The sequence below is a fragment of the Bradyrhizobium sp. HKCCYLRH3059 genome, assembly GCF_051168035.1.
GTDB lineage: Bacteria > Pseudomonadota > Alphaproteobacteria > Rhizobiales > Xanthobacteraceae > Bradyrhizobium.
In genome coordinates, this window is sequence record NZ_JBNPUF010000010.1 from 173,905 (window position 1) to 200,335 (window position 26,431).

26 protein-coding genes are annotated in these 26,431 nt (G+C 63.9%); 13 read left to right on the forward strand and 13 right to left on the reverse strand.

Annotated elements, in window-relative coordinates:
* Positions 1-39: 39 nt before the first annotated feature.
* Positions 40-924: an amidohydrolase family protein gene (locus ACQR13_RS27720; protein ID WP_315716643.1), complete on the reverse strand. Its 885-nt coding sequence runs from the start codon at positions 922-924 to the stop codon at positions 40-42.
* A 254-nt stretch (positions 925-1,178) separates the two neighbouring features.
* On the opposite strand from ACQR13_RS27720, the gene ykgO reads away from it, so the two are divergent.
* The 3 genes from ykgO to ACQR13_RS27735 all read left to right on the forward strand — a co-directional run bounded on the left by ykgO (position 1,179) and on the right by ACQR13_RS27735 (position 2,391).
* Entirely contained in the window at positions 1,179-1,304 is a 126-nt protein-coding gene (gene ykgO / locus ACQR13_RS27725; protein WP_006611362.1) for a type B 50S ribosomal protein L36, read from the forward strand.
* Between the two features lie 96 nt (positions 1,305-1,400).
* Positions 1,401-2,030, forward strand: a complete 630-nt coding sequence (locus tag ACQR13_RS27730) for a tetratricopeptide repeat protein (RefSeq protein ID WP_315825409.1) — start codon at positions 1,401-1,403, stop codon at positions 2,028-2,030.
* 103 nt (positions 2,031-2,133) lie between these two features.
* Positions 2,134-2,391: a hypothetical protein gene (locus ACQR13_RS27735; RefSeq protein ID WP_315825408.1), complete on the forward strand. Its 258-nt coding sequence runs from the start codon at positions 2,134-2,136 to the stop codon at positions 2,389-2,391.
* Between the two features lie 28 nt (positions 2,392-2,419).
* Here the strand turns inward: ACQR13_RS27735 and ACQR13_RS27740 are convergent, their stop codons facing one another.
* On the reverse strand, positions 2,420-2,602 hold the full coding sequence (locus ACQR13_RS27740; protein WP_315716646.1) for a hypothetical protein: 183 nt from the start codon (positions 2,600-2,602) through the stop codon (positions 2,420-2,422).
* 251 nt (positions 2,603-2,853) lie between these two features.
* On the opposite strand from ACQR13_RS27740, the gene ACQR13_RS27745 reads away from it, so the two are divergent.
* Positions 2,854-3,813 carry an alpha/beta fold hydrolase gene (locus tag ACQR13_RS27745; RefSeq protein WP_434843225.1) on the forward strand — a complete coding sequence of 320 codons (960 nt, stop codon included), beginning with the start codon at positions 2,854-2,856 and terminating at the stop codon, positions 3,811-3,813.
* A gap of 65 nt (positions 3,814-3,878) precedes the next feature.
* Here the strand turns inward: ACQR13_RS27745 and cycA are convergent, their stop codons facing one another.
* Positions 3,879-4,274 carry a cytochrome c-550 CycA gene (gene cycA / locus ACQR13_RS27750; protein ID WP_315716648.1) on the reverse strand — a complete coding sequence of 132 codons (396 nt, stop codon included), beginning with the start codon at positions 4,272-4,274 and terminating at the stop codon, positions 3,879-3,881.
* A 208-nt stretch (positions 4,275-4,482) separates the two neighbouring features.
* Here cycA and ACQR13_RS27755 point away from each other — a divergent pair, with 208 nt between their 5' ends.
* Positions 4,483-5,976: an FAD-linked oxidase C-terminal domain-containing protein gene (locus ACQR13_RS27755; RefSeq protein ID WP_434863443.1), complete on the forward strand. Its 1,494-nt coding sequence runs from the start codon at positions 4,483-4,485 to the stop codon at positions 5,974-5,976.
* 1,036 nt (positions 5,977-7,012) lie between these two features.
* Here the strand turns inward: ACQR13_RS27755 and ACQR13_RS27760 are convergent.
* The 5 genes from ACQR13_RS27760 to ACQR13_RS27780 form a co-directional block, all read right to left on the reverse strand.
* Positions 7,013-7,540 carry a hypothetical protein gene (locus tag ACQR13_RS27760; RefSeq protein ID WP_434863444.1) on the reverse strand — a complete coding sequence of 176 codons (528 nt, stop codon included), beginning with the start codon at positions 7,538-7,540 and terminating at the stop codon, positions 7,013-7,015.
* Between the two features lie 124 nt (positions 7,541-7,664).
* Positions 7,665-8,420, reverse strand: a complete 756-nt coding sequence (locus ACQR13_RS27765; RefSeq protein WP_434863445.1) for a hypothetical protein — start codon at positions 8,418-8,420, stop codon at positions 7,665-7,667.
* A gap of 110 nt (positions 8,421-8,530) precedes the next feature.
* Complete coding sequence (locus ACQR13_RS27770; RefSeq protein ID WP_434863446.1) at positions 8,531-9,343, reverse strand: hypothetical protein; 813 nt, start codon at positions 9,341-9,343, stop codon at positions 8,531-8,533.
* 23 nt (positions 9,344-9,366) lie between these two features.
* Positions 9,367-9,840, reverse strand: coding sequence for a hypothetical protein (locus tag ACQR13_RS27775; protein ID WP_434863447.1), 474 nt, complete (start codon positions 9,838-9,840; stop codon positions 9,367-9,369).
* Between the two features lie 92 nt (positions 9,841-9,932).
* A complete protein-coding gene (locus ACQR13_RS27780) occupies positions 9,933-10,271 on the reverse strand; it encodes a putative quinol monooxygenase (RefSeq protein WP_434863448.1) in 339 nt (112 codons plus the stop codon).
* A gap of 584 nt (positions 10,272-10,855) precedes the next feature.
* Between ACQR13_RS27780 and ACQR13_RS27785 the strand changes: the two genes are divergently transcribed.
* The 4 genes from ACQR13_RS27785 (at position 10,856) to ACQR13_RS27800 (ending at position 15,427) form a co-directional block, all read left to right on the forward strand.
* Positions 10,856-12,094: an FAD-binding protein gene (locus tag ACQR13_RS27785; protein WP_434863449.1), complete on the forward strand. Its 1,239-nt coding sequence runs from the start codon at positions 10,856-10,858 to the stop codon at positions 12,092-12,094.
* On the forward strand, positions 12,091-13,413 hold the full coding sequence (glcF, locus tag ACQR13_RS27790) for a glycolate oxidase subunit GlcF (RefSeq protein ID WP_434863450.1): 1,323 nt from the start codon (positions 12,091-12,093) through the stop codon (positions 13,411-13,413). The genes ACQR13_RS27785 and glcF overlap by 4 nt, the downstream gene beginning before the upstream one ends.
* A 75-nt stretch (positions 13,414-13,488) precedes the next feature.
* Positions 13,489-13,944 carry a hypothetical protein gene (locus tag ACQR13_RS27795; RefSeq protein ID WP_315716660.1) on the forward strand — a complete coding sequence of 152 codons (456 nt, stop codon included), beginning with the start codon at positions 13,489-13,491 and terminating at the stop codon, positions 13,942-13,944.
* Positions 13,945-14,431: 487 nt separating this feature from the next.
* On the forward strand, positions 14,432-15,427 hold the full coding sequence (locus ACQR13_RS27800) for a TorF family putative porin (protein ID WP_315716661.1): 996 nt from the start codon (positions 14,432-14,434) through the stop codon (positions 15,425-15,427).
* Between the two features lie 85 nt (positions 15,428-15,512).
* Here the strand turns inward: ACQR13_RS27800 and ACQR13_RS27805 are convergent, their stop codons facing one another.
* The gene (locus ACQR13_RS27805) at positions 15,513-17,273 is read right to left on the reverse strand and encodes an ABC transporter ATP-binding protein/permease (protein WP_315825402.1); all 1,761 of its coding nucleotides are present in this window, start codon (positions 17,271-17,273) and stop codon (positions 15,513-15,515) included.
* A gap of 322 nt (positions 17,274-17,595) precedes the next feature.
* On the opposite strand from ACQR13_RS27805, the gene ACQR13_RS27810 reads away from it, so the two are divergent.
* Positions 17,596-19,260 carry an L-lactate permease gene (locus ACQR13_RS27810; RefSeq protein WP_316174939.1) on the forward strand — a complete coding sequence of 555 codons (1,665 nt, stop codon included), beginning with the start codon at positions 17,596-17,598 and terminating at the stop codon, positions 19,258-19,260.
* 150 nt (positions 19,261-19,410) lie between these two features.
* A complete protein-coding gene (locus ACQR13_RS27815) occupies positions 19,411-19,818 on the forward strand; it encodes an META domain-containing protein (protein ID WP_409977975.1) in 408 nt (135 codons plus the stop codon).
* A gap of 340 nt (positions 19,819-20,158) precedes the next feature.
* On the opposite strand, the gene ACQR13_RS27820 is transcribed toward ACQR13_RS27815, so the two are convergent.
* The 3 genes from ACQR13_RS27820 to groES form a co-directional block, all read right to left on the reverse strand.
* Positions 20,159-21,349: a hypothetical protein gene (locus tag ACQR13_RS27820; protein ID WP_434863451.1), complete on the reverse strand. Its 1,191-nt coding sequence runs from the start codon at positions 21,347-21,349 to the stop codon at positions 20,159-20,161.
* 140 nt (positions 21,350-21,489) lie between these two features.
* Positions 21,490-23,133, reverse strand: coding sequence for a chaperonin GroEL (groL, locus tag ACQR13_RS27825; RefSeq protein ID WP_315716666.1), 1,644 nt, complete (start codon positions 23,131-23,133; stop codon positions 21,490-21,492).
* A 121-nt stretch (positions 23,134-23,254) separates the two neighbouring features.
* A complete protein-coding gene (gene groES, locus ACQR13_RS27830) occupies positions 23,255-23,551 on the reverse strand; it encodes a co-chaperone GroES (protein ID WP_008961387.1) in 297 nt (98 codons plus the stop codon).
* A 330-nt stretch (positions 23,552-23,881) separates the two neighbouring features.
* Between groES and ACQR13_RS27835 the strand changes: the two genes are divergently transcribed.
* Positions 23,882-24,391, forward strand: a complete 510-nt coding sequence (locus ACQR13_RS27835) for a hypothetical protein (protein ID WP_315716667.1) — start codon at positions 23,882-23,884, stop codon at positions 24,389-24,391.
* A 115-nt stretch (positions 24,392-24,506) separates the two neighbouring features.
* On the opposite strand, the gene ACQR13_RS27840 is transcribed toward ACQR13_RS27835, so the two are convergent.
* Positions 24,507-25,286, reverse strand: coding sequence for a protein phosphatase CheZ (locus ACQR13_RS27840; protein WP_315716668.1), 780 nt, complete (start codon positions 25,284-25,286; stop codon positions 24,507-24,509).
* Between the two features lie 307 nt (positions 25,287-25,593).
* Between ACQR13_RS27840 and ACQR13_RS27845 the strand changes: the two genes are divergently transcribed.
* A complete protein-coding gene (locus ACQR13_RS27845; protein WP_434863452.1) occupies positions 25,594-26,385 on the forward strand; it encodes a L,D-transpeptidase family protein in 792 nt (263 codons plus the stop codon).
* Positions 26,386-26,431: the final 46 nt, after the last annotated feature.

Below are 26,431 nucleotides of genomic sequence, written 5' to 3' on the forward strand. Positions count from 1 at the left end.
GATAGCACGATCCTCGACGATACGAGCCGTCGGACGGCCTCAGATCCCGAGCAGCCTGCGCGCGTTGGCCTTCAACACTTTCGGCCGGATCTCCTCGCGGATGTCGAGCTTGGCGAAATCGGCGAGCCAGCGGTCGGGCGTGATCACCGGCCAGTCGGAGCCGAACAGCATCTTGTCCTGCAGGATCGAGTTGATGTAGCGCACCAGGATCGGCGGGAAGTACTTTGGCGACCAGCCGGAGAGGTCGATGTACACGTTCGGCTTGTGGGTCGCGACCGACAGCGCCTCCTCCTGCCAGGGGAAGGAGGGGTGGGCGAGAATGATCTTGAGGTCGGGGAAGTCGGCCGCGACGTCATCCATGTACATCGGGTTCGAGTACTTCAGCCGCATCCCCATGCCGCCCGGCATGCCCGAGCCGACGCCGGTCTGGCCGGTGTGGAACAGCGCGATCGCGCCGCCGTCGTTGATCGCCTCATACAGCGGATAGGCCAGCCGGTCGTTGGCGTAGAAGCCCTGCATGGTCGGGTGGAACTTGAAGCCGCGGACGCCATACTCCTCGATCAGCTTGCGCGCCTCGCGGACGCCGAGCTTGCCCTTGTGCGGATCGATGCTGACGAAGGGGATCAGCACATCGAGATGGTCGGAAGCGACCTCGAGCATCTCGTAATTGTTGTAGCGGCGGAAGCCGGTCTCGCGCTCGGCGTCGACCGGGAAGATCACGGCGGCGATGTTCTTGGAGCGGTAATAGGCCGCCGTCTCCGGCACCGTCGGCGGGTGCTTGTGCGGCGACTTGAAGTAGTCGGCCATCTGGGCCTGGAAATCGTCGTAGCCGTCATCCGCATGCATGCCGCAGGGCTCTTCGGCGTGGGTGTGGATGTCGATGGCGACGACGTCGTCGATCTTGGGCAGAGCGAGCTTGGGCATGGGCGTTCCCGGCGGTTGGTTCTTGGCTTTGGAAAATTGATTATAGGATATAACAAATTTGGCAATCGCCAAGTTGGATCGAGGGGCGCGTCGCCGGCCGGTTCTGTTGAAGCCGGGGCCCGCCATGATTGACATCCGGCGGGCTGGTGGTTAGAAACCGGCCAATCCGGGCGACTTGGTCGCTTGCGGAACTCCCTTTGTATTTGCCACTTCCGGCCTGTCCAACACGGCCTTTCAACGTATCAGGATGTCCCATGAAGGTCCGTAACTCGCTGAAGTCGCTGCGTGGCCGCCATCGCGCCAACCGTCTGGTCCGCCGCAAGGGCCGCGTCTACGTGATCAACAAGGTCCAGCGCCGCTTCAAGGCGCGCCAGGGCTGATCCCGTAGATCTCCCCTCGAGAGGAGGGGCCTCCTCACAGGTCTTTGAGGCGCGTGCTGCTTTGCAGGACGCGCCGACTGCGTTTAGACTTGGAGCATGGCCAAGCGATCCTTGCGGGCGATTCTTCTCGCCGTTGTCGTCATTTCGGTACCGCATCTTGCCTTTGCGCAGGGCGAGCCGCGCGCGACGCCCAAGCCAAAGCCGCCCGAGGCTCCGGCCAAGCTGCCCAAGGTCGGAGCCGACAAGACCAAGGGCCTCGATTTCCTGTTCGGCGCCCTGAAGGCCGCACCCGACGAGATCAGCGCCAAGCACGTCGAGGCGCGGATCTGGGCGATCTGGCTGCAGACCCCCAGTGACACCGTCGCCCTGCTGATGGCGCGGTCCAAGGCGGCGATGGACGCGAAGCAGAACGAGGTTGCGCTCAAGCTGCTCGATTCGGTCATCAAGCTCCGGCCGGACTACGTCGAGGCCTGGAACCGTCGCGCGACGATCTATTACCTCCAGAACGATTACGGTCGCTCGCTTGCCGACATCCAGCAGGTCCTGCTGCGTGAGCCGCGGCACTTCGGCGCGCTCGCCGGTCTCGGCATGATCATGCAGGACCTCGGCGAGGAGAAGCGGGCGCTGGACGCGTTCCGCAAGGCGCTCGAGGTCAATCCGCACCTGGACAAGGTGCCGGAGCTGGTCAAGACGCTGACCGAGAAGGTCGAAGGCCGCGACATCTAGCCTTGGCGGTCGATTAACCATGTCAGGACGGCCGTCCTTGCCGGCCGATCCGCGCCATCCCACCTGCCGTTGATCGGAGGACATCCGGCGAGGAGGTGGCGCAATGACGCGTGCAGTGCTGACGGCAGCGCTCATCGGAATGACGGCGACGGCCGCCTGGGCCGAGGATCCGGATATGTTCTGGGTGGTCGGCAACCGCGCCACCAATCGCTGCGAGATCGTGACCAGCAATCCGATCGTCACCCCCACCATGGGTGACATCTGGTTCGCGTCCGGGCCGTTCAAGTCGAAAGACGACGCCAAGCTGGCGCGATCGACGATCAACGCGTGCCCGAACAAGGACATCACGTCCGAGGACTGATCGGCGCAATCCGGCCCGGTCAGCCGGCTCAGTGAAATGCGGTACTGCGGCGGTCCGGCATGCCGTACTGCGCGGCTGCGGCATACAGCTGCGCGATCTCGGCCTCGAGATGCTCGTTGACCAGCAGCAGGGCCTTCAGCGCGCCGCGGAGATCGCCATTGCAACTTGCGACGATCTCGTCGATCGCAGCCTCGCTCGAACGAAAACTCATCGGTAACCCCCTCCCAAAACACCAAACAAAACACAGGGCCGGTCATCGTGTTCAAACGACGCAATGATCTGACCGCAAGTAATTCACGGGCATCAGCCGATTGCGAGGAAATGTCCCGACCATGGTTATAAAATGGCCGACGACGCCATGATGACAGGACTGGCTTGACGGGACGTGGAATTGCGCGCTTGCCCGCGCAACCGCCTTCGTTCTGCACCGTATCTGTCAGCGTGACACGTAGAAAAGTATCAATGATTTCAATCACTATTGCTGTCGTCCTGGGAGGGCTCGCGCTGGCCACGCGGGCCGGTATAGCGATCGTCGAAAAGCGCTATCCGCAGCAAGGGCAGGCGATCCCGGTCGCCGGTGCGACCATCAATCTTGTGGATATCGGGCCGCGCAACGCGTCTGGACCGCCGCTCTTGCTGCTCCATGGGGCGAGCTCGAACCTCGAAGCCATGCGCCGCCCGCTGGGTGATCTCCTGGCGCAGCGCCACCGGGTGCTCCTGGTCGACCGTCCCGGCCACGGCTGGAGCCCGCGCGCGCGGCCGGAGGATTCCACGCCCGCCGCCCAGGCCCGGATGCTGGACGAGGTGCTGGCCCGGCTCGGCGTCGGCCAGGTCGTCCTGGTGGTGCATTCCTGGAGCGGCGCGCTCGGCCTGCGCATGGCGCTCGACTTCCCCGACCGGGTTGCGGGCCTCGTGATGCTGGCGCCGGTCGCCTATCCCTGGCGGGGCGGGGTCGGGCGCTACAACGAGGCCGTCACGACGCCGGTGGTCGGGCCGTTGCTGGCGCACACGATCACGCTGCCGCTCGGCCTGGCGCTGATGGCGCCTGGCGCCCGCGGCGTGTTCGCGCCGCAGGCGATGCCGGACGATTTCGTCGACCGGACCGCGACGCCGCTGCTGCTGCGCCCGCGCGAGTTCATGGCCAATGCCCGCGATCTCGTCACCCTGAAGCAGGCGGTGATCGAGCAGGCGCCGCGCTATGGCGAGATCAAGGTCCCGGTCACGATCGTGGCGGGCGAGGCCGACCGGACGGTCCATACCGACATCCATTCCCGCCCGCTCGCGCGGGTCGTGCCACAGAGCCGCCTGATCGTGCTGCCCGACCTCGGGCACATGGTCCAGAACGCGGTGCCGGAGCTGGTGGCGGGCGAGGTCGACCGGATCGTCGCCGCGGTGATCCCGGTCGACGCCCTGGCGCCGTGATGTGAAAAAGCCCCGGCGGTCCGCCGGGGCTTTGCAGTCGAGGTGACGTGTCGGCCGGCGGCCGCTTACTGCTTCTGCTTGCCGTCCTTGTCGAACGACGAGACATAGGCCCAGAGGTTGTTGATCTCGGTCTCGTTCTTGATGCCGGCGAAGGTCATCTTGGTGCCGGGGATCTTGGCCTTCGGGTCCTTGATGTATTCCTTGAAGACCGCCTCGTTCCAGGTGATGCCCGAGTTCTTGTTGGCTTCCGAATAGTTGTAGTCCGGCGCGCTGCCCGACTTGCGGCCGTCGAGGCCGTTGAGTTCCGGGCCGACCTTGTTCTTCGCGCCCTCGCCGATCGCGTGGCAGGGCAGGCACTTGTTGAAGGACGTCTTGCCGGCGGCGGCATCCTGCGCCAGCGCGGCAGATGCCAGCGACGACGAGGCGAGGACGACGAGCGCGCTCAAAGTCATTTTCTTCATGGATCAGGCTCTGTGGGTTACGAGACGAGTTTGCGCGCAGGTTGTGGCATGGCCTCAGGCGACGCACAAGCGGGGAAGCACTGAGGCAAATCAGCATAATGGCGGAGCTTGTTGCTCTGCCGCAAACTCCGATGCGGATCCGCTGCCTATCCAAACCGTTTCCGTTGTGATTGATATGCCAGCACAAATCGAGGGCCGGAGGAACGCGATGGCGATCATGATGCCGGAAGCTGATCGGGCGGTGCTGGCGCGCCGCGACGAGATCGTTGCTGCACTGCGTGCGATCGTGCCGGGCGAAGGCGTCATCGACAGCGCCGCCGAGATGCTGCCCTACGAGTCCGACGGGTTGATGGCCTACCGCCAGCCGCCGATGGTCGTGGTTCTGCCGGAGACCACCGCGCAGGTCTCGCAGGTCCTGAAGTATTGCCACGGGCAGGGCATCAAGGTGGTTCCGCGCGGCTCGGGCACCTCGCTGTCCGGCGGCGCGCTGCCGCTGGCCGACGGGGTGCTGCTCGGGCTCGGCAAGTTCAAGCGCATCCGCGAGATCGATTTCGACAACCGCGTCGTCGTCACCGAGCCAGGGGTCACCAATCTCGCCATCAGCCAGGCGGTGGCGCATGCCGGCTTCTACTATGCGCCGGACCCGTCGTCGCAGATCGCCTGCTCGATCGGCGGCAACGTCGCGGAGAATTCCGGCGGCGTGCACTGCCTGAAATACGGCATGACCACCAACAATGTGCTCGGCTGCGAGCTCGTGCTGATGACCGGCGAGGTCCTGCGCATCGGCGGCAAGTGCGCCGAGAACGCGGGCTATGACCTGATGGGCCTGATCACCGGCTCGGAAGGGCTGCTCGGCGTGGTCACCGAGGTGACGGTGCGCATCCTGCAGAAGCCGGAGACGGCGCGCGCGCTGATGGTCGGCTTCGCCGAGGTCGAGGCCGCCGGCGAATGCGTCGCGCGCATCATCGGCGCCGGCATCATCCCCGGCGGCATGGAGATGATGGACAAGCCGGCGATCCACGCCGCCGAGGCCTTCGTCCATGCCGGCTATCCGCTCGACGTCGAGGCGCTGCTGATCATCGAGCTCGACGGCCCCGGCGTCGAGGTCGACGAGCTGATCGGCCGCGTCGAGGCGATCGCGAACGGCTGCGGCTCGACCACCTGCCGGATCTCGACCTCGGAGGCCGAGCGCAACCTGTTCTGGGCCGGCCGCAAGGCGGCGTTTCCGGCCGTCGGGCGCATCTCGCCGGACTATCTCTGCATGGACGGCACCATCCCGCGCGGCGCGCTGCCGAAGGCGCTGGCCCGCATCCGCGAGCTCTCGGAGAAGTACCAGCTCGGCTGCGCCAACGTGTTCCATGCCGGCGACGGCAATCTGCATCCGCTGATCCTCTACGACGCCAACAAGCCGGGCGAGATGGAGCGTGCGGAGGCGTTCGGCGCCGACATCCTGCGGTGCTGCGTCGAGCTCGGCGGCGTGCTGACCGGCGAGCACGGCGTCGGCATCGAGAAGCGCGACCTGATGCCGGAAATGTTCACCGAGATCGACCTCAACCAGCAGCAGCGGGTGAAGTGCGCCTTCGATCATTTGGGCCTGCTCAATCCCGGCAAGGTGTTCCCGACCCTGCACCGCTGCGCCGAGCTCGGCCGCATGCACGTCCACGGCGGCAAGCTGGCGTTTCCGGACCTGCCGAGGTTCTGAGGCGGGCGGAGGGCAGGGCGGCCTCATCCGACGTCTGCCCGATCAACTACGTCTGCTGGATCTGACGCGAACCTCTCTCCCCGCGTCATTCCGGGGCGCCCGCAGGGCGAGCCCGGAATCCATAACCACAGGCCGCTGTGGGGGGCGCGCGGTTCGCTCCATCTCGCTCCGACAACGCCCGCTCGTGGTTATGGATTCCGGGCTCATCGCTGCGCGATGCCCCGGAATGACGACGGAAAGAGTCGTCCTCATCGCATCCATCTCCACTCCGCAGACACACGTCCGCATCCCCGCGGCGTGCTCCGCCCGAGTGATGCCATCGACACCGCCCTCCAAAACCAATCGAGAGGGCGCAGGGAATGCCGGGTGAAGGCCTCACCCATGGCCCGCCTGCGAAAAAAATGCAGGCGGCAGGTACCACAGGTTCAGCCGATCAACCGGCATTCCCTGCGCGGCGGTCTTAACGCTTATACGTGCTCGCCCCGGGGATCGGCGTTCTTGTCCCCGTCGTCGGCCCGCCCCGCAAAGGGCACGACACGCTTGGCCTCAGCACCGGGAGGCCAGGCCCACACGATTTCACGTCCGCGTCGACGTCGTTCGTCGGCATGATCAGATCACGCTGCGACCCGACACGGCCACCGCATCCCCACCTCGCATATCGTGACGACCGCGCGTACGCCCCTCTCGGTGAGGCGGGATGGGGGGAGGATGACATTATTTCTGTAAAAGCGAAAGAGAAAAATCGCCTCACTGCGAACGGGCTGGTCGTTCGGCATTGAAAGTGCTCGCGAAATGAGTTTTTCCGCGCGAGGCGATTTGGCGTCGGCGTGCCAATTTATGCAGTGACAATCGCTCAAAATTGCTGAGGTGATTTGCCCGACGCCCCGGAGAGGGGCCCCTCTTCCAAGGCTTCCATCCATTTCGCGAAGGCCGCAGTCTCACATTGTGTCGGGATGAGCCTACTCATTCGCAGAGTTTGCCTTTCCAATTCACGTCGACTCCTTCTGCGTTCGGCAGCCATCAAACGATAAATCCCTCACGGCCATAAATTTCGTAGAGGAATTGAAGTGACCTGTAGAAAGGTGAGCGCGGCTGGAACGCCGATGAGCGACAGGCCGACTGAGAAAAGCACATATAAGAGGATCCGCAATCCTCTTCGTTGCATGTCTTGTATTCTCCATCGGAGAATCAAAAATTTTGATAGATACGCCTCTGGATTCGGAAATGTGCCAACGTCGATTTCGTGATTCATGTTGTTCATGTCGAAATAAGAATACATCCATCGAGGCATTTGCAAGTACATTGCCCTGGTCTCGCGTTGAACAATTGAAGCTTCATTGATGTTGAAATGGTGCTTGGCTTCGGCGTCGGCCATCTCAAAAGCACTGGAATATAGCTTGACCTCTTGAGGACAAAAGGCGCTGTACAGGATGGTCGCAGCCGCCAAGGAAAAGCTTCCATAAAACAAAAGCCAAATCCGCCACACGTTGGGAAGGTAGTTGAGAAGCCAGCCGTCATATTTGACGGCTAGGTACTGGTGTACTTGATCGTTCAGTAGCAGCATGTATCCGAAAGCAGGCATAAGCACGGATGCCCGAACAAGGTTCGAACTACCTAGCGACTTCAGTTGGCTCCAGCGTGAATGTCCTTCTAGCCAGTCACGCAAGTACAAATGAAAATGTCGCATCTTACGACCATCTTCCTCTGTAGAGCTTGGTTCTTGGAGGTGTCTCGTCGCGAAACAGCCGAGTGTTGGATAGTGTCGCAAGGTGCTCAAACATCTGTTCGTGGCTATTCAGAAATTCCGGGATCGGGCCGCCGAATCCATCGGCTCCAGGGGTCTGGGACCCTATTTTTCGTTGGATATAAACGGCTGCGAGTTTGCTGATAGCTTCCATAAACTGATCATGCAGTTCCTTTGGCATGAAAATCCGCTGCTTGCGCAGCAACAATCTCGCTTCATGCTGTTCACGACCGGCGCGCGAGATTTGCTGCCATGTTACGATCGCTGTATATTCTCTGTTCTGGTCCGCTGTTCTACGCAGGCGGTATTTTTCGCGCTCAGAAAAATCGCTCTGAGAGATGAACGCCTCCTTGTCGGCATCGGACATCAGCGTGAAGTCGGGATGCTCGACAAGCGCCAGTGCGCAGGTGGTCGTTGCTAGATACGCCTCGACAAACTTTTCCCAGACCAGCTTAATCGCAGCAAATTCCATTTCGTTTGACCGTTTCCCGCGGTCGCTAAAATGAGCGAGTTGCTCCTTAAGAGTCTCGATCTGTTGGTTTTGTTGGCCTTTTAGGCCTTCGAGTTTTTGGTCAAAATGAAAGCTGAGATATTTCTCTGCAAGCTTTGTGGGCAATAGGATGACAAAAGCGACAAAGGCGGCGATGGTAGCGGTCGCCGTTTGCAGGAGCCACGATGCGACATCCCCCCAACTGATCATTGCAGCAAACCCCGCGCCTCGGTGTGGAAGGAGAAAATCTCGATGCCAATTTTGCTACTGACGGCCCGGCGTGATTCACCATGCAGGGTGGATCGGCGAAGCATTGCATCTCAAATCTCGTTTGAGGACGCTATCTTACCGACAACAGCCTGATAGGCCCTCGACCCTGGAACATTTGCAAAAAGCCTTATCTTGGCGACGAGATATGTTCGGCCAGAGCATGTTTCTCTCGACAATGATATCTCGTATGGCTTATCGGCGATGGGCATTTCCGTCGCGCCTGGAAACCCACCAACGAAGTGATAAAAGTTCGTAGCGTTACCTAGAATAATCGGTTCTAGAAGCGGAACGAAAGAATGAAGCCCGACTTTCGCAGCAGCGAAAGCATGCGCAATTTTTGCGATCATTCGACAAAAGGAATGAAGATCGAGAGACGGTGTGGAGAAAGTCGTGAGGTTTTCCGAAGTAACTGGCGGATCAACACCAGTCGCTTGTAGCCTCAGCCAACGATACTTCAGGCCATATTCCCATTCAGGAAGGATGCCGATTAGAATGCCAGGAGTAGGAAGATCAAAGAAGAAGCTAACATAGGGATATTCGGCGAGAGGGACCATTCGCCTTATATCCCGGCCACCAGCGGGATCAGGTAGAAAAATTGGAAGCTCAGTCGGCTGCTCGTTTTTCTTTCTGTGCTTCCACCCTTGCTGAATACGCAATCCTCGATAGTGTCCTCGAAGGACGATTTGCTCCGTCGTTCCTGTTATCTTTTGGCAGCGCTCACAACTTGCATCCGGAAGAATTAGATCACCATTCAGCGCGAGTGGTACTATATGTTCCGTACTCAGGGGCTTAAGGTAGCCGGTAGCGTTGCTCGCGCCGCAATATATGCAGCAACTAGCGCGAGGTAAAACCTCAGCGTTCATACGCCCCTCCAGGAAAGCTGGAATCAAGTTACCACCAGAAGAGGAGCGCGAAAAGATGTTCTCGCTGCCCGCCGCTCAAGCTCCCTTCGCGCTTGCCAACTCTTAAAGGCCTGCTTACCCGTCTCACGCTCGGCCTCCTTCAGATCCTTCGTCCGGTGGCCGACGAGCTTCACCGGCTCCGACTCTTTGCTCGGGTCGAGCCTCGCACTGTCTGATTTCGATCGCCATACCGAAGCGCACTGACCGTAGTGCGACCAGCGATGCCGATCTACGCCAAGTCCTCTTGGGGCCTCATCGTCAATGATCGCCTGAATGGCCGTCTTGAAAGGCGCCTCATCGCCGTCGAAGCTCGCAATCATCGCCTGCGGGAAAGCGTCCGGATCGAGTGCGTCGAGGTCGATGGCGTAGCCGGCCTGATCTGCCAGCAGAAGAAAGGACGACAGCTGCGAATTACGGTGACAGTGCACTCTATTGAATGGCTCAGCGGGCGTTGCCACTGAAAAAGCGGCCTCTGAAGGCGGCCCCCCTTCATCGCAGGAAAGGGACGGGCCGCTCTCCACCCAGTTTCGATCTTGACGGGTTCCCAGGCTTAAATCAGCCCGTACTGCATCCGCTCGCGCCGTGCCAGCAGCGGCAGGGCCTGGCCGGCGATGTAGGTCTTGAAGTGATCGCTCTCCTGGTGGGCCTTGAACGCGGCTTCGTCGCGGAACAGCTCGTAGAACAGGAACTGCGCCGGGTTGTCCTTGGCGCGGGAGATCAGGAACAGTTTTGCGCCGGGCTCGCGCTGCGCCTCGGGCAGGAAGCGCGACAGGATCTCGGCGACGCGGTCGGCCTCGCCGTCCCTGGCCTCCCATTGCGCCACCACCAGCAGGCCGCCGCCGCTGACGGCCTCGTTCACGGTTTTCGTTGAGATGGCATATCCGGTCATGGGGATCGGTCCTTTCGTTGAAGTGCTGCAAGGGCAACGATACCGCAGTTCCTGCATCTGATCCTTCGATGGCGGACGAAGGATGGATGTGCACATGAGGGCGTAGGGCGCATTAGCCGAAGGCGTCATCCGCCATGTGTCTCGGAAGGCGGCGGGTTACGCTTCGCTTACCCGCCCTACGGGCTGGGGAGTACGCGATGCCCGGGCTTGTTCCGCCTGCGCGGCCCGGCGCCTCGCGGGGCGAAGCCCGGCATCGACGTCTTTCCTTCTCCGGGTTCGACGACGTGGATGGCCGGGCCTTCGCCGCGCCGAAGCGGCTTCGGCCGCGCAGGCCGGGACAAGCCCGGCCATGACGACGTTGAAACAGCTCGGCCGGACTCTGACGGCGTCATATGCGATGGTCCTGCAGGGCAGCGAGGTCTCGATGCCGCAGAGCACGACGGCGGGGCCATGCAGATTGCGCGTGAACGTTCCGTCGTGGCCGCCCTTGTGTCCGGCCGGCAACGCTTTAGAAGGGCTGCAACGCCGGTGGCCGCGCGTCGCGCTGGGCCGCCGGTCATCATCAACGAGCAAGGCGAGCAGTGGTGGACGCCCTGAAAGTACGCAACGCAGCCGACGTGGAGGAGGTGGTCCGCTCGGCCATCGCCAATGAGCAGCCGCTCGACGTGATCGGCCATGGCTCGAAGCGTGGGATCGGCCAGGTCACCGCGACCAATGCCGTGCTCGACCTGTCGGCGCTGAGCGCGGTCGTCGCCTACGAGCCGAACGAGCTGATCATCACCGCGCAGGCCGGGGCGCCGCTCGCCGACCTCCTGTCGCTGATCGATTCGAAGAGCCAGCAATTCGCGTTCGAGCCGATGGATACGGGGCCACTGCTCGGCACCACCGGGCGCGGCACGCTGGGCGGCATGATCGCGGCGGGGCTGGCCGGTCCGCGGCGCATCCGCGCCGGCGGGGTGCGCGACCATCTGCTCGGGGCGCATGCCGTCTCCGGCTTCGGCGAGAGCTTCAAGACCGGCGGCAAGGTGGTCAAGAACGTCACCGGCTACGATCTCTGCAAGCTGCTGGCGGGCTCCTGGGGCACGCTCGCGGTGATGACCGAGGCGACCCTGAAGGTGATGCCGCGGCCGGAATCCGAGCGCACCCTGGTGCTGCGCGGGCTCGACGACCTCAAGGCCAACCGGGCCATGACGGCGGCGCTCGGCTCGCCGTTCGATGTGTCCGGAGCCGCGCATCTGCCGGCCTCGACGTTGCGGCCGGAGGTCGCCGGGCTGAGCCCGACCGGCTCGCCGCGCGAGGCGGTCACGGTGATCAGGCTGGAGGGCATCACGGCGTCCGCGGCGCATCGGGCGGCGTCGCTCGCCAAACAGCTCGCGGCCTACGGTGCGGCCGAGATCATCGCGGACGACGCCTCCGCCGATGTCTGGAGCGCCGTGCGCGACGTGCTGCCGTTCGCCGCCAACGGCCCGCTCGGGGCCTGGACGGTGTGGCGGATCGTCTGCCCGCCGGTGTCGGGCGGCGCCATCGGGCAGGCCTTGACGCGCCAGACCGGCGGCGAGGTGATCTATGACTGGGGCGGGGGGCTGATCTGGGCCGCGCTGCCGCCGCAGCCTGATGCGTCCGCGGCGCTGGTGCGCAAGCAGGCCGAGGCCGTCGGCGGCCACGCCACCCTGCTGCGCGCGTGGGACGAGATGCGTCTGGCGGTCGACGTCTTCCACCCGCAGCCGCCGGGTGTCGCCGCGCTGGAGGAGCGGGTGCGCGTCTCCTTCGATCCCAAGACCATTCTCAACCGCGGCAGGATGCGTCGGAGCGTTGCGCCATGAAGACCGAATTCACCTTGGCGCAGCTTGCCGATCCCGACATCGCGGTCGCCGACAAGATCCTGCGCGCCTGCGTGCATTGCGGCTTCTGCACCGCGACCTGCCCGACCTACGTGCTGCTCGGTGACGAGCTCGACAGCCCGCGCGGGCGCATCTACCTGATCAAGCAGATGCTCGAGAAGGATCAGGCCCCGACCGCCGACGTGGTCAAGCACATCGACCGCTGCCTGTCGTGCCTGTCCTGCATGACGACCTGCCCGTCGGGCGTCCACTACATGCATCTGGTCGATCAGGCGCGGGTGCGAATCGAGCAGCGCTACCAGCGCCCGCTGACCGACCGGTGGCTCCGCGCCGTGCTCGCCTATGTGCTGCCGCGGCCGCGCGAGTTTCGGCTGGCGATGACCCTGGCGCGGCTCGGCCGGCCGTTGAAGGCGCTGCTGCCGGCGTCCTCCGCGACGCGAACACCTGCGCCGGGCCTGCTGCGGCGCGTCAGGGCGATGCTCGACCTGGCGCCTGCCGCGGCGCTGCCGCCGCCGGGGCCGGCGGGCGGCAGCGTGTTCGCGGCGCAGGGCGCGCGGCGCGGCCGCGTGGCGCTGCTGCAGGGCTGTGCGCAGGCGGCGCTGGCGCCGCGCATCAACCAGGCCGCGATCAGCGTCCTGACACGACACGGCGTCGAGGTCGTGCTGGTCAGGGACGAGCAATGCTGCGGTGCGCTGACCCACCACATGGGGCAGGATGCCGACGCGCTGGCGCGGGCGCGCGCCAATGTCGACGCGTGGACCGGGGAGATGAAACGCGGCGGTCTCGACGCCATCCTGGTGACGACCTCGGGCTGCGGCACCGTCATCAAGGACTACGGACACATGCTGCGCGAAGACCCGCAATATGCGGCGGCCGCGGCCGCCGTGTCGGCGATGGCGAAGGACATCACCGAGTATCTCGCCGGTCTCGAACTGGCCTCCGCCTCTCGGCGCGACGACATCGTCGTGGCCTATCACTCGGCTTGCTCACTGCAACATGGGCAGAAAATCACGAGCATTCCGAAAGAATTGCTTTCCAAGTCCGGATTCGTGGTGAAAGATATACCGGAGAGTCATTTGTGTTGCGGTTCGGCGGGGACCTACAACATTCTCCAGCCTGACATCGCGATGGAGCTGCGCGATCGCAAGGTCGCCAACATCGCGACCGTCAAGCCGAATGTGATCGCGGCGGGCAATATCGGCTGCATGATGCAGATTGCCAGCGGCACCTCTGTCCCCGTCGTGCACACCGTTGAGCTTCTCGACTGGGCGACGGGCGGTCCGCGGCCAGGAATGATTTGACGGATGGGCGCGTGCTGACTGCCGGCCCGTCCCGCCGGACGAGCTGATCGAACGGCGGCAACTGGAGGGTTTCTGATGGCGAAGGACAAGAAGGCGAAGAAGGACAAGAAAGAAAAGAAGAAGCTGATGGCGCAGGCCAAGTCAGCGAAGAAGGCGACGAAGAAGTCCGCCAAGAAGGCTGCGAAGAAGTCTGCACCGAAGTCCGCGAAAAAGGCCGCCAAGAAGGCTGCCAAGGCGCCCGCCAAGAAGGCGAAGAAGACCGTGAAGGCCGCGGCGAAGAAGGCGGCCAAGGCGCCTGCCAAGAAGGCTGCTGCGAAGAAGGCTCCCGCCAAGAAGGCCAAGACGTCGGCCGCAAAGGCTCCTGCCGCGCCGAAGAAGAAGGCCGCCAAGAAGCGGGCTCCCAAGATGGCTCCGCTGGTCGAGATCCCGGCGGTGAACGAGACCGAATCGGCTGCCGAGACCAGCTGGGCGATGCCGAGCGCGGCACCCGAGGAGCACGAAGACGGCGAGGGGACCGCCCCCGGAAACTGATCTTTCCGGTCCGGATCGTTCTCACCACCAGACGAATTCACATCGGGAGGCCGCGGCGGCAACGCTGCGGCCTTCTCGTTTGTTGCCGGCGCCTGTCGTCTGGCTTCTGGCGTCTGCGTCGGCTCCTAATTGCCGATGGATCTGTTCGTCGGAGCCGTCGCCCCCGCAGATCTACGGCCGGGCGAATCCGACCTCGCTACGCCGTGTCGTTTTGCTTGGGACACCACGATTCCAGCGCGTCGGCACAACCGAATGTGCGTCCTGGCGTGCGTTCGGACACGGAGATTTGTTGTTCAAATGCAACACGCGCTGACTACCTGCCGTAGAATTGTCAAAACGCCCAAAAAGGCGGCAGATGCCGCGCTTTTTTGCTTCACGTGCGGCGAGACCCTGGCACAAATTGCGTCTGGATGACGCAGCCGGTCTTGTTTGCGCCCTGGGGGGCCAAGGTGGGGCAGGCTTTTCGAAATAGGTAATGGGGATCGTCATGAAGAAGTGGGCTTTGCTGGCAACGGCGCTGGCAATGGTTTCGGGATCGGCTTCGGCGGCGGACATGGCGGTCAAGGCCTACAAGGCTCCGCCTCCGGTCGCGTTCGATCCCTGGGATATCGCGTTCGGCGCGGCGATCATGAACGACTACGTGTTCCGTGGCGTCACCCAGTCGAACCACAAGCCGTCGGTGGCCGCCTATTTCGAGCCGCGCTTCAACGTCAACAAGGACCTGCAGTTCTACGTCGGCGTCGCCGGCGAGAGCATTTCCTTCCCGAACCGCGCTGCTGCCGAGATCGACATCTACGGCGGTGTCCGCCCGACCTTCGGCGCCTTCGCCTTCGACATCGGCGTCTGGGGCTATCTGTATCCGGGCGGGACCTGCTATTACGGCGGTGGCGCCACGACGGACTTCGCCGGCCGCGCCCTGAGCGCCGAGTGCCAGGCCAACACCCTGACCAACCTCAACGTGATGAAGAAGGACGTCTCGTTCTTCGAAGTCTACGGCAAGATGAACTACACGGTGAACGATAACTGGACGTTCGGCATCACCGAGTTCTACTCGCCGAGCTTCCTGAACACCGGCGCCTGGGGCAACTACGCATCGGTCACCGGCAAGTGGACCGCGCCCAGCACCACCTTCGGCTCCAGCGGCGTCGGCATGTATGTGTCGGGTGAGTTCGGCCGCCAGTGGTTCGGCACCTCCGACTCGTTCTACGGCACGGCCGCCTTCCCGAATGGTATCAAGTATGCCGACTACAACACCTGGAACATCGGTGTCGGCTTCACCTACAAGGTGTTCACGCTGGACCTGCGCTACTCCGACACCAACCTCTCCAAGGGTGATTGCAACGCCTTCACCAGCGACTTCACCGGCAGCGGCACGACCAACGTGACCGCGATCAACCCGACCGGCGTCGGCTCGAAGTGGTGCGGCGCGACCGGCATCGCCAAGCTCTCGGTCGACCTGACGGCGATGACCAACCTGAAGTAATCACCGCAAGGCGGATCGAACTCATCACGAAGGGCGGCAGAGCAATCTGCCGCCCTTCTGCTTTGCTAGCGCAGCGGCGCTCGCGTCAGCTGCCTCCATCCGCGGTCGCGTCGGCCGCCTGTCCGGCCGGCCGCAGCGAGAACCGGTCGCCATCCCGAATCAGCTCGACCTTCCGATCGTGAAACTCGTGCAGGGTCGAGCGGTGGCCGATCGAGACGACGGTGGTCTGCGGCAGCCGTTCGGCGATGACCCGATAGAGCCTGGCTTCGCTCGGCTCGTCGAGCGAGGCCGTGGCCTCATCGAGGAAGAGATATTGGGGCGCGTGCAGCAGCGCGCGGGCAATTCCGAGCCGCTGCTGCTCGCCGAGCGACAGCATCCGGTTCCAGTGCGAGTCCTCGTCCAGGCGGTCCGCCAGTTGCGGCAGACCGACGGCCACCAGCGCCTCCCTGACCTGCTCGACGCTGAAAGCGTCCGCCGCCGCGGGATAGACGATCGCCGCCTTGAGCGCGCCGATCGGGAAGTAGGGCCGCTGCGGCAGCATCATCAGCTTGGCATGCGAGGGCACGCTGATGGCGCCGCTGCCGAACGGCCAGACGCCGGCGATGGCGCGGAACAAGGTCGATTTGCCGGCGCCGGAGGGCCCGGTCAGCAGCGTGCGCTCGTTGTTGCCGATGCTGAACCCGTCGGCCGCGACCAGCGGCAGGCCATTGGGCAGCTTCAGCAGCAGCTGGGCGAGATCGATGCTGTCGCCGGCATGGTCGACGACATCGATCGTCTGCGGCTCGCCCGAGAGCTTGTGCGCGCTCTCGATGGACATGTCGAAGCCGTCGAGGCGGGCGACGGTCGAGCGCCAGTCGGCAAGCGTCCGGTAAGTCGTCACGAAGAACGACAGCGCGCCCTGCACCGTCGAGAACGCGGACGCCGTCTGCATGATGCCGCCCATCTGGATCGACTTGGCGAAGTAGGCAGGCGCAACGAGCACATAGGGAAAGATCACGGCCGCCTGCGAATAGCCCGCCGTGAAGGCCGTCAGCCGCTTGGTCCGGCTCATGATCTGGTACCAGTTCTGCACGACCCGGCCGAAGCGGGTTCCGAGCTGACCTTGCTCGGCGCCTTCGCCGCGCAGCAGCGCGATCTGCTCGGAGCTTTCGCGCACCCGCACCAGGTTGAAGCGGAAGTCGGCCTCGTAGCGCTGCTGCTCGAAGTTGAGATTGACGAGCGGCGAGCCGATCCAATGCGTCAGGATGGTCCCGAAGATCGCATAGATCAGCGCGATCCAGACCAGGTAGCCGGGGATCGCGATGTCGGTGCCGAACAGCTGCAGTGGGGCATCGGTCGACAGCCCCCAGAGCACCACCATGAACGATGCGAGCGAGACGATCGAGCTGAGCAGGCCGATGGTGATGTTCAGCGTCTTGTCGACGAACAGCTGCACGTCGTCGGCAATGCGCTGGTCCGGGTTGTCGGCGATGTCGCCCTTGAGCTGCATGCGATAGTGCGTGGCGTTGTCCAGCCAGCGGCGCAGGTAGACGTCGGTCATCCACCGCCGCCAGCGGATCTGCAGCCATTGATTGAGATAGAGCTGGTAGACGGCCAGGATGATGAAGATGGTCGCCAGTACGGCGAATACGCCGATTTCCCAGATGAAGCTGTTCCAATCATACTGCTGCAGCGCGTTGAAGAACCTGTTCTGCCACTGGTTCACCAGCACCTGGATCGCAACGAGCGACAGTTCGATCGCAATGACGGCGGCGAGGAGGATGCGGCCGGCGACCTTGTCCTCGGAGCGGAAGTAGGGAATGGCGATCCGCCAGACGGTGGCGACGGTCGAGCGCAGATTGTTCACAGAGGGGCTGCTCCTGAGAAAAGGTCTTAACAGGCTGGCGAAAAACGAGAAAATCGCGGTTGGCACCGCCTGCCTAGACTAAAGTCGTAATCTGGCGGGTGGCCGCCGGCTTGTCGGTCGCGTGTGACAAACCGTAGCATGGGGCAGGGGAGAGGGACTGCGACCGCCGCCAGATTTCGCGAGAATTTGAGCAGAGTTGGGCGTTGCCGGTTTTGTGATCTGCTTTTCCGACCTTTGCCAGGCTTGGGGGCCTGGGCGAGCAGACCTGATCCGTCCCGCCGGCCTCAGGTCCAACAACAAGAACGTGGGGGGAGAAGTCACGATGTGGAATCAAATCTACGACCCGTTGGGGAGCCCGGCGCTGTCGACGCTGGCCGCCGCCGTCCCGGTGGTGACGCTGCTGGTGCTGATCGCCAGCGGCAAGGTCAAGGCACACATCGCGGCGATCATCGCCGTGATCCTGACCAACCTGATCACGATCTTCGTCTTTACGATGCCGGCCAACATGTCGCTGCGCGCGACGTTTCTGGGCGTCATCACCGGGTTCTTTCCGATCGGCTGGATCGTCCTGAACGTCATCTTCCTCTACCAGGTCACGGTTTCCACCGGACGGTTCGAGCTTCTGAAGCGCGCCATCGGCGGCGTCACGGAGGACCGGCGGCTGCAACTGTTGCTGGTCGCCTTCTCCTTCGGCGCGTTCTTCGAAGGCGCGTCCGGCTTCGGCACCCCGGTGGCGATCACCGGTGCCGTGCTGATCGGTCTCGGCTTCTCGCCGCTCGCGGCCTCCGGCCTGTCGCTGATCGCCAACACCGCCCCGGTCGCCTATGGCGCGCTGGGCACGCCGATCCAGGGCCTCGCCTCGGTCACCGGTCTCGACCCTTACATCCTCGGCGCGATGGTCGGCCGGCAGCTGCCGGTGTTCTCGCTGATCGTGCCGTTCTGGGTGATCTGGGCGTTCGCGGGCTGGAAGGGCATGAAGGACATCTGGCCGGCGATCCTGGTCACCGGCGTCTCCTTCGCGGTGCCGCAATTCCTGATCTCGAACTACATCAATCCGTGGATCGTCGACATCGGCGCCTCGCTGATCTCGATGGGCGCGCTGATCCTGTTCCTGAAGGTCTGGCAGCCCAAGCAGCTGTGGCTGTCGCCGGCGCTGCGCGGGCGTGACGAATCGGCCGCCACGATGACGGCGGCGAAGCCGCTGGACCGCACGCCGCTGACGCAAGCCGAGCTCTGGGGCGCGCTGCTGCCCTGGATCATCGTCTGCGTCATCATGCTGATCTGGGGCAACGGCGCCTTCAAGGCCTGGGCGAACTCGATCTTCACCTGGAACTATCCGGTGCCCGAGCTCGACAAGCTGATCAACAAGATGCCGCCGGTGGCTGCGAAGCCGACGCCGGAAGGCGCGGTGTTCTCGTTCACCTACCTGACCTTCACCGGCACCGGCATGCTGATCGCCGCGATCATCTCCGGCTTCCTGATGGGTGTCGGACCGGGCAGACTGATCGCGGAATACGGCCGCACCATCCGTCTCTGCGCGATCTCGCTGATCACGATCTCGGCGATGCTCGCGATCGGCACGCTGACCCGGCTGTCCGGCGTCGATGCCACGCTCGGCTTGGCCTTCGCCGCGACAGGCGTACTCTATCCGTTCTTCGGCACCTTACTCGGCTGGTTGGGCGTGGCGCTGACGGGATCGGATACGGCCTCGAACGTGCTGTTCGGAAACCTGCAGAAGATCACCTCCGAGCAGCTCGGCCTGTCCCCTGTCCTGATGGCGGCCGCCAACTCCTCCGGCGGTGTCATGGGCAAGATGATCGATGCGCAGTCGATCGTCGTCGCCTCGACCGCCACCAACTGGTACGGCCACGAGAGCTCGATCCTGCGCTACGTCTTCCTGCATTCGATCGTGCTGGCCTGTCTGGTCGGCCTGTTCGTCACCTTGCAGGCCTATGTCTATCCGTTCACGGCGATGGTGCTGAAGTAGCAACACCGGCAGCGACAAAAGCCCCGCGCCGTAGCTGCGGCGCGGGGCTTGCTATGTTTGGAACACATTTGTGCGGGAGCCGTGCTGGCGGTCGCCGGGCCGATCGCTTAAGAGGCGAGCCCTGCACGTGATGATGTGTCGAGAGGAACGATGCGAGTAGTGAAGCGAGCTTGCGCCAAACTGGCTGCGGCCCTGTTGATGTCGGCCGTGCCCCTTGCCGCCGCCTCGGCGGAGGAATTTCCCTTCGGCATGGAGATGACGCTGGATGCGCTGCCGCAGCCGGGCTCGAAGCGGGTGCCGGATCTCGACATCGGCGACAACGGTGATGCTGTGCTCGAGCTGTGGTGCAAGGGCGGCAAGGGGCAGTTCTCGGTCGCCGGCAACACCATCGTGTTCATCGCCGGCAAGATCGAGGACCGCAACTGCCCGGCGGCGCGCGCGCAGGCCGACGACGAACTGATCGCGGCGCTGAGCGCGGTGACGAACTGGAAGCGTCAGGGCGACCTGATCATCTTCATCGGACCGAAGACGCTGCGCTTCCGGCTCAACACCAATTGAGCCGAGACGGCCGTTTCCAAAGTCCTGGTGGGGACTGTCGAGGGCTCAAGCTCGAGCATGATGCGTTCCACTTTCCGCATCATGATTTGAGCAAACAGCCTTGCGCACGCTCGCGCTTCCGCAGTGTGCACCCTTGAGGTCTGCCCCGCGGTCACCCTCCCCTGGAGGGGGAGGGTCGCCTCTCATGAGCGCAGCGAATGGGAGGCGGGGTGGGGTGATCTCTCCACGTGCCCCGGTGCCCGCGGCGTCACCCCGCTCGCCCGCTTCGCGCGCGATCGACCCTCCCCCTCCAGGGGAGGGTGGCATCTGAGATCGCGGCACCATGCCGTCATGGCTCGCTTTACTTCCAGACCGAGTTGTCCGCATCCCAGCGCTTGGCCTTGAAGGCCTTCGCCAGCTCGTCGATGGCGCCGCCATCATCCCGCGTGTCGCCTTCCTCGTCGCCCGAGGATTCGTCCGACAGGATCAGCTTGGCGCTCGAGGCCTCATCGATGGTGGTCGTCGTCGGGCTGCTGATCCAGAGCATCAGCGCGTCGGCGCCGCCCGGCTTGTCCGCCGAGACGAGGCCGGTGACCTCGATGACGTCGGTCAGCTCGAGCGCCGGCATCAGCTGGCTCGGCCGCTTCAACGTCAGCCTCAGCTTGCCGCTGACCGGATTCCACGCCGCACTCGTCGGCTTGGCATTGTAGGTCTTGGCCAGCACGTCGGAGATGGCGCCCGCCAGCTTGTCCTTGTTGATCTTGTCACCGTCGCGCCAGTCGGCCGCCGCAAAGCGGATGGTGCGGTCCATCTCGACCGTGCCGGCGGTCCAGCCGGCAGTGACGACGCCGTTCATGGTCCGCGCCTTCGCGATCAGCGCGCCGGCTCGTTCGGGGTCGACGGTCATGCTGATGGTCTGCTCGCCCGCGCGCAGTGCGTCGCAGCTCACGATGAGGCTCGACAGCGAAACTTCGACGTTCTCGCCCTTCAGGCTCTTGAGGAAATCGGTCACCGCGTCGAGCTTGAGCCGGACCGAGATCGCCTCGGGCGAGACGTCAGTGAAGTCCTTCGGCTGGGCGCTGATGCCGTCGTCGCTCGACTGGCTCTCCTGGAACTCTTTCTCGCTGACGTCGGAATTGTCGGTCGACGCCACCTCGGTGACGGTCTTGCCGATCGCGATCTGTCCGCGGAACTCGAACGTGTCGCCGGTCGGCTTGCGATTCAGCTTCACCGTGACCGGCTCCTTGGCGCCGTTGCTCTGGGTCGCACCGGTCAAGGTCTGGCCATTGACGGTGAGGCTGACCACGAAGCGGTCCTTGCGATCCGAATTCTTTGCGACGGGATAGCAGACGTCGAGCGTGGCGGCGGTGACGGTTTTGCCCTGGCGCGTCTCCTTCAGGATCACGTCGGCATTGCCGTCCATCAGGCCGTCGATCGCGGTGAAATACCGAGTCTCGTTGGCGGGGGCCTTGGTCCCGCTCTTGCTCTGGGCCCAACCGAGTTCCGGCGCGGCCGCTGCAATCACGGCCAGCGCAAGCAAAATCGCGCGCATCTGAAAATCCTTGTGGGGGCAGAATCGGCCTTAAGCTGTAGCGCCGATTTGCGGTCGCTGCACCCCCGGTGCGGACACTCGGCCAAAAAGAAGGCCGCCCGGAGGCGGCCTTCCTGAATGTGAGATGTCGAAAGCAGGGCTCAGAAGCCCATGCCGCCCATGCCACCCATGCCGCCGCCGGCCGGCATCGCCGGAGCAGCATCCTTCGGCAGCTCGGCGACCATGGCCTCGGTGGTGACCAGGAGGCCTGCGACCGACGAGGCGTCCTGCAGCGCGGTGCGGACCACCTTGGCCGGGTCGATGATGCCCTTGGCGACCATATCGACATAATCCTCGGTCTGCGCGTCGAAGCCGAACGTCTCGGACTTCTCGTCCAGGATCTTGCCGACCACGATCGAGCCTTCGACGCCGGCGTTCTCGGAGATCTGGCGAATCGGAGCCTCGAGCGCCTTCAGCACGATGTTGATGCCGGCCTGGACGTCCGAATTGGCGTTGGTGATGCGGCCGACGGCCTTCTTGGCGCGCAGCAGCGCCACGCCGCCACCAGGGACGATGCCTTCCTGCACCGCAGCGCGGGTCGCGTTGAGGGCGTCCTCGACGCGGTCCTTCTTCTCCTTGACCTCGATCTCGGTCGCGCCGCCGACGCGGATCACCGCGACGCCGCCGGCGAGCTTGGCCAGACGCTCCTGCAGCTTCTCACGGTCGTAGTCCGAGGTGGTCTCCTCGATCTGCGCCTTGATCTGGCCGACGCGCGACTCGATGTCGGCCTTCTTGCCGGCGCCGTTGACGATCGTGGTGTTCTCCTTGTCGATCACGACCTTCTTGGCGCGGCCGAGCATCTTGATCGTGACGTTCTCGAGCTTCATGCCGAGATCTTCCGAGATCAGCTGACCACCGGTCAGGATCGCGATGTCCTCGAGCATGGCCTTGCGGCGATCACCGAAGCCCGGCGCCTTGACGGCGGCGACCTTGAGGCCGCCGCGCAGGCGGTTGACGACCAGCGTCGCCAGCGCTTCGCCCTCGACGTCCTCGGCGATGATCAGCAGCGGGCGGCCCGACTGCACCACGGCTTCGAGCACCGGCAGCATGGCCTGCAGGCCCGACAGCTTCTTCTCGTGCAGGAGCACGTAGACGTCGTCCAGCTCGGCGGTCATCTTCTCGGCATTGGTGACGAAGTAGGGCGAGAGATAGCCCCGGTCGAACTTCATGCCTTCGACGATGTCGACCTCGGTATCGAGCGACTTGTTCTCCTCGACCGTGATGACGCCCTCGTTGCCGACCTTCTGCATCGCCTGGGCGATCATCTTGCCGATCGCGGCGTCGCCGTTGGCGGAGATGGTGCCGACCTGGGCGACCTCGGAGGACGAGGCGACCGGCTTGGCGCGCTTCTCGATGTCCTTGATCACGGCGGCCACCGCGATGTCGATGCCGCGCTTGAGGTCCATCGGGTTCATGCCGGCGGCAACCGCCTTGGCGCCCTCGCGCACGATGGCCTGGGCCAGCACGGTCGCGGTGGTGGTGCCGTCACCGGCGGTGTCGTTGGTCTTGGAGGCGACCTCGCGCAGCATCTGCGCGCCCATGTTCTCGAACTTGTCCTCCAGCTCGATCTCCTTGGCGACGGTGACGCCGTCCTTGGTGATGCGCGGAGCGCCGAAGCTCTTCTCGATGACGACATTGCGGCCCTTCGGGCCGAGCGTCACCTTGACGGCGTTGGCGAGAATGTCGACGCCGCGCAGCATGCGGTCGCGTGCGTCGCCGGCGAATTTGACGTCCTTGGCTGCCATTTCAGAATTCTCCTGGAGTAGACCTCGACGGCGAGGGGCGTGATCGCCCGTCTGTCGCCGGAACGAGGTTGCAGAGCATTTTCGCCCGGGGCGGCTGATCGCCGCCCCCGACAGGTCGGGATCAGGCGACGACGCCCATGATGTCGGACTCCTTCATGATCAGGAGTTCCTCGCCGTCCAGCTTGACCTCGGTGCCGGACCACTTGCCGAACAGCACGCGGTCGCCGACCTTGACGTCGATCGGGATCAGCTTGCCGCTCTCGTCGCGGCCGCCCGGGCCGACGGCGACGACTTCGCCCTGCGAGGGCTTTTCCTTGGCGCTGTCGGGAATGATGATGCCGCCCTTGGTCTTCTCTTCGGCGTCGATGCGCTTAACCACGACGCGGTCGTGCAGGGGACGAAACTTCGATTTGGCCATGACGGATCCCTTTTGGGGTGCTTGGATAAGTGTTGCTGTCGGAGGAAATCTGAATGCGGCCACATTGAACGCCCACTTGGCGCCAACTGGCTCGCAGCCTTAGCAATCCCGCCCTCCGAGTGCTAAAGACCGCTCGGGGAAATATGGCTTGCGGCTGTTCCTGTCAAGCAACGGCCAGCCGTTAAGCCGTTCTTGAGGCTGTTAGGGGATGTTGTCCCGGGCCAGACATGTTAGTGGAGCGGCGTCGTCATCCGACGTCATTGCTCTGACGAGCGTTTTGCGCTTGGTTGCCGGACGGGGCAGCCATGATCTTGTTCCTAAGGGGATGCCATGACGAGTTCACGGTGCGCGCGGCCGGTTGCCAATCTCGCGATCGCGTCGGCGCTCACGATGCTTCTGGGAGCGTGCACGGGCTTCAGCCTGTCGCCGTCGACCCCCATGCAGCAGACCGAGGCGCCGGTCGAGCCCGAGGTGCCGGCCACGATTCGCGCCGAGGATCTCGTGGGCAAATGGGGGCTTGCCGCCTACAACAACCCGAATGACCGCCCGCGCACCGAAAAGATGGCTTTGGCGCAGTGCAAACAGCCCTACGTCATCGGGGCAGGCACGTCCGGTGGTGTCGTGATGCACCTGGCCGACCAGGCGACTCCCCAGGAACTGCGCTTGAAGGGATCGGCCAGCGGCAAGAACTACATCGGCCCGGCCGGACCGCCCGGCGGCGAGCAGGACCGCGAGGTCGTCTCCTTCGACGGCCGTGTGCTGATCACCCGCTTCGTCGACAAGGATGCGGCGACCCGTTACCAGACGATGGTCTACGTCCGCTGCGGACCGCGCGCCTGAGATCAGGGCGAACATCCCGCAAAGGCCGAGAGTCGAACGAAAAACGCCGGCGATAGCGCCGGCGTTCCTGTAGGGTGACGTTGCCTGGAGCGGTCGCTGGGACTGGCCGACGAGGTCAGTTGAACATCGCGTCGATGTCGTCCTGCGAAGCGTGGCCGACGTCGCCTTCCGCCTTCGGGCCGTTCAGCAGCCGGGCGTCGCCCTCGCGGTGGTCGACGATCGGCGGCGTATGCGCCTTGATGGCGTCGACGCCGCCCCAGATGTCCATCATCACCACGATGTGGTGCTCGATGAACTTCATCGTGGTCATGACCTTGTTGATGCGCTGACCGGTCAGGTCCTGGAAGTTGCAGGCCTCGAAGATCGAGACCACGCGCTCCTGGATCTCTTCGCTCAGGATCTTCTGCTGGTCGGCCGAGTCCACCTTGGACAGCGCGCTGGCGGCCTGGTCGATCGCCTCCGCGGCTTCGAGGATCTGCTGCGTCGCCTGCTCGGTGCCGCCGACGACCGCGCCGAGCTCGCCGTTGACCTTGGCCATCTCCTCGCCGTTGAAGCTCTTGGCATGGAGGGTCGCGATCTCGCCCTTGGTGCGGTTGATCGCGTCGTGGATCAGGTCGAGCTCGACCTTGAGCTTTTCGCACTGCTCGATCTGGGCGCGATAGGTCTCGAGCAGCGCGCGCGCTTCGGCGACCTCGCGTGCGGCGGACTCTTCGATGGCGGCGTTCGCCGTGTTGCTGCCGCCGCTGCGGATCGCATTGGCCATCTGGGAGCGGATCGCGCGCAGCTCGTCCATGATTTCCTTGTGGTTGGGGCCGATCTCGCCGCCCACGAATTCAGGCTCCGGCATATGGCCGACGATTGCTTCTTCGATACGGAAACGCTTGCGAACAGCCATGATAGTATCCCTGACCTTTTGCTCGGATCAGTTCTACGCAGAGGCTATTTAACATCGCGTTCACGCCAGGAACCGCCGTTGAGCAACGCTGGCGTGCATCGTGCGTCAACTATTAACCACGCTGCGCCGGCCTTCACGCAAAATAAACGCTAGCGATCAAAACCGCCGACGTATGCAGCGATGGTGAATCCCGGCGCCTCCCGCGTTTACCAAAGCGATCGGGTTTTGCTCTTTATTGACGATACGCGGCGGCGTTGCCGCCTCGCGCGACGAACAGTCTCCAGACGAAACAGTACAGAGTACGTCGATGTTCAAATCATTCTCCACAGCGCTGCTGGCCGGCGCATGCGCATTCCATTCAGGTCTGGATCGGGCTGCGGCCCAGGGATTTCAGCAGCCGACCGTGATTTACAGCGGGCCGCCGCAGCAGTCCGCGCCGGTGCGCACCGCCTATGTCGAACGCTCGCGCATGGGTGGCGGCTTCATCGAATTCCTGTTCGGGGATCCGCAAGGCGGCCGCGGCGTGCCTCCGCCGGGACAGCCGATGTACCAGCAGCAGCCGTCCTACTACGAGCCGCAGCGGCTGGCGCCGGGCATGGTCCCGCAGCAGGGAGTACCGGATGAGGAGGCCTATGAGCAGACGCAGCGGCCGCTCGATCCGAAATACGAGAAACAGATCGTTGACTACGACGGCAAAGAACGGCCGGGCACGATCGTCATCGATACGCCGAACAAGTTCCTCTATCTGGTTCAGGGCGAGGGCAGGGCGCTCCGCTACGGCATCGGCGTCGGCCGCCCCGGCTTCACCTGGTCGGGCGTGAAGACGATCTCGGCCAAGCGCGAATGGCCGGACTGGACGCCGCCGCCGGAAATGCTCGCGCGCCGGCCCGACCTGCCGCGGCACATGGAGGGCGGACCGCAGAACCCGCTCGGCGCACGCGCGATGTATCTCGGCTCGTCGCTGTATCGGATCCACGGTTCGAACGAGCCATGGACGATCGGCACCAACGTTTCGTCAGGCTGTATCCGGATGCGCAACGAGGATGTCATCGACCTCTATGGCCGCGTGAACGTCGGGGCTCGGGTCATCGTGCTCTGACGACCGCCGCTGCACGACATCCGCAACTGAAAAAGGCCGCCCGTGG

Excerpts from the sequence above, each read along its gene's own strand:
- ACQR13_RS27720 (WP_315716643.1), bottom strand. The coding sequence starts at position 924 with ATGCCCAAGCTCGCTCTGCCCAAGATCGACGACGTCGTCGCCATCGAC.
- ykgO (WP_006611362.1), top strand. The coding sequence starts at position 1,179 with ATGAAGGTCCGTAACTCGCTGAAGTCGCTGCGTGGCCGCCATCGCGCC.
- ACQR13_RS27730 (WP_315825409.1), top strand. The coding sequence starts at position 1,401 with ATGGCCAAGCGATCCTTGCGGGCGATTCTTCTCGCCGTTGTCGTCATT.
- ACQR13_RS27735 (WP_315825408.1), top strand. The coding sequence starts at position 2,134 with ATGACGCGTGCAGTGCTGACGGCAGCGCTCATCGGAATGACGGCGACG.
- ACQR13_RS27740 (WP_315716646.1), bottom strand. The coding sequence starts at position 2,602 with ATGAGTTTTCGTTCGAGCGAGGCTGCGATCGACGAGATCGTCGCAAGT.
- ACQR13_RS27745 (WP_434843225.1), top strand. The coding sequence starts at position 2,854 with ATGATTTCAATCACTATTGCTGTCGTCCTGGGAGGGCTCGCGCTGGCC.
- cycA (WP_315716648.1), bottom strand. The coding sequence starts at position 4,274 with ATGAAGAAAATGACTTTGAGCGCGCTCGTCGTCCTCGCCTCGTCGTCG.
- ACQR13_RS27755 (WP_434863443.1), top strand. The coding sequence starts at position 4,483 with ATGGCGATCATGATGCCGGAAGCTGATCGGGCGGTGCTGGCGCGCCGC.
- ACQR13_RS27760 (WP_434863444.1), bottom strand. The coding sequence starts at position 7,540 with ATGCTGCTACTGAACGATCAAGTACACCAGTACCTAGCCGTCAAATAT.
- ACQR13_RS27765 (WP_434863445.1), bottom strand. The coding sequence starts at position 8,420 with ATGATCAGTTGGGGGGATGTCGCATCGTGGCTCCTGCAAACGGCGACC.
- ACQR13_RS27770 (WP_434863446.1), bottom strand. The coding sequence starts at position 9,343 with ATGAACGCTGAGGTTTTACCTCGCGCTAGTTGCTGCATATATTGCGGC.
- ACQR13_RS27780 (WP_434863448.1), bottom strand. The coding sequence starts at position 10,271 with ATGACCGGATATGCCATCTCAACGAAAACCGTGAACGAGGCCGTCAGC.
- glcF (WP_434863450.1), top strand. The coding sequence starts at position 12,091 with ATGAAGACCGAATTCACCTTGGCGCAGCTTGCCGATCCCGACATCGCG.
- ACQR13_RS27795 (WP_315716660.1), top strand. The coding sequence starts at position 13,489 with ATGGCGAAGGACAAGAAGGCGAAGAAGGACAAGAAAGAAAAGAAGAAG.
- ACQR13_RS27800 (WP_315716661.1), top strand. The coding sequence starts at position 14,432 with ATGAAGAAGTGGGCTTTGCTGGCAACGGCGCTGGCAATGGTTTCGGGA.
- ACQR13_RS27810 (WP_316174939.1), top strand. The coding sequence starts at position 17,596 with ATGTGGAATCAAATCTACGACCCGTTGGGGAGCCCGGCGCTGTCGACG.
- ACQR13_RS27815 (WP_409977975.1), top strand. The coding sequence starts at position 19,411 with ATGCGAGTAGTGAAGCGAGCTTGCGCCAAACTGGCTGCGGCCCTGTTG.
- ACQR13_RS27820 (WP_434863451.1), bottom strand. The coding sequence starts at position 21,349 with ATGCGCGCGATTTTGCTTGCGCTGGCCGTGATTGCAGCGGCCGCGCCG.
- groL (WP_315716666.1), bottom strand. The coding sequence starts at position 23,133 with ATGGCAGCCAAGGACGTCAAATTCGCCGGCGACGCACGCGACCGCATG.
- groES (WP_008961387.1), bottom strand. The coding sequence starts at position 23,551 with ATGGCCAAATCGAAGTTTCGTCCCCTGCACGACCGCGTCGTGGTTAAG.
- ACQR13_RS27835 (WP_315716667.1), top strand. The coding sequence starts at position 23,882 with ATGACGAGTTCACGGTGCGCGCGGCCGGTTGCCAATCTCGCGATCGCG.
- ACQR13_RS27840 (WP_315716668.1), bottom strand. The coding sequence starts at position 25,286 with ATGGCTGTTCGCAAGCGTTTCCGTATCGAAGAAGCAATCGTCGGCCAT.
- ACQR13_RS27845 (WP_434863452.1), top strand. The coding sequence starts at position 25,594 with ATGTTCAAATCATTCTCCACAGCGCTGCTGGCCGGCGCATGCGCATTC.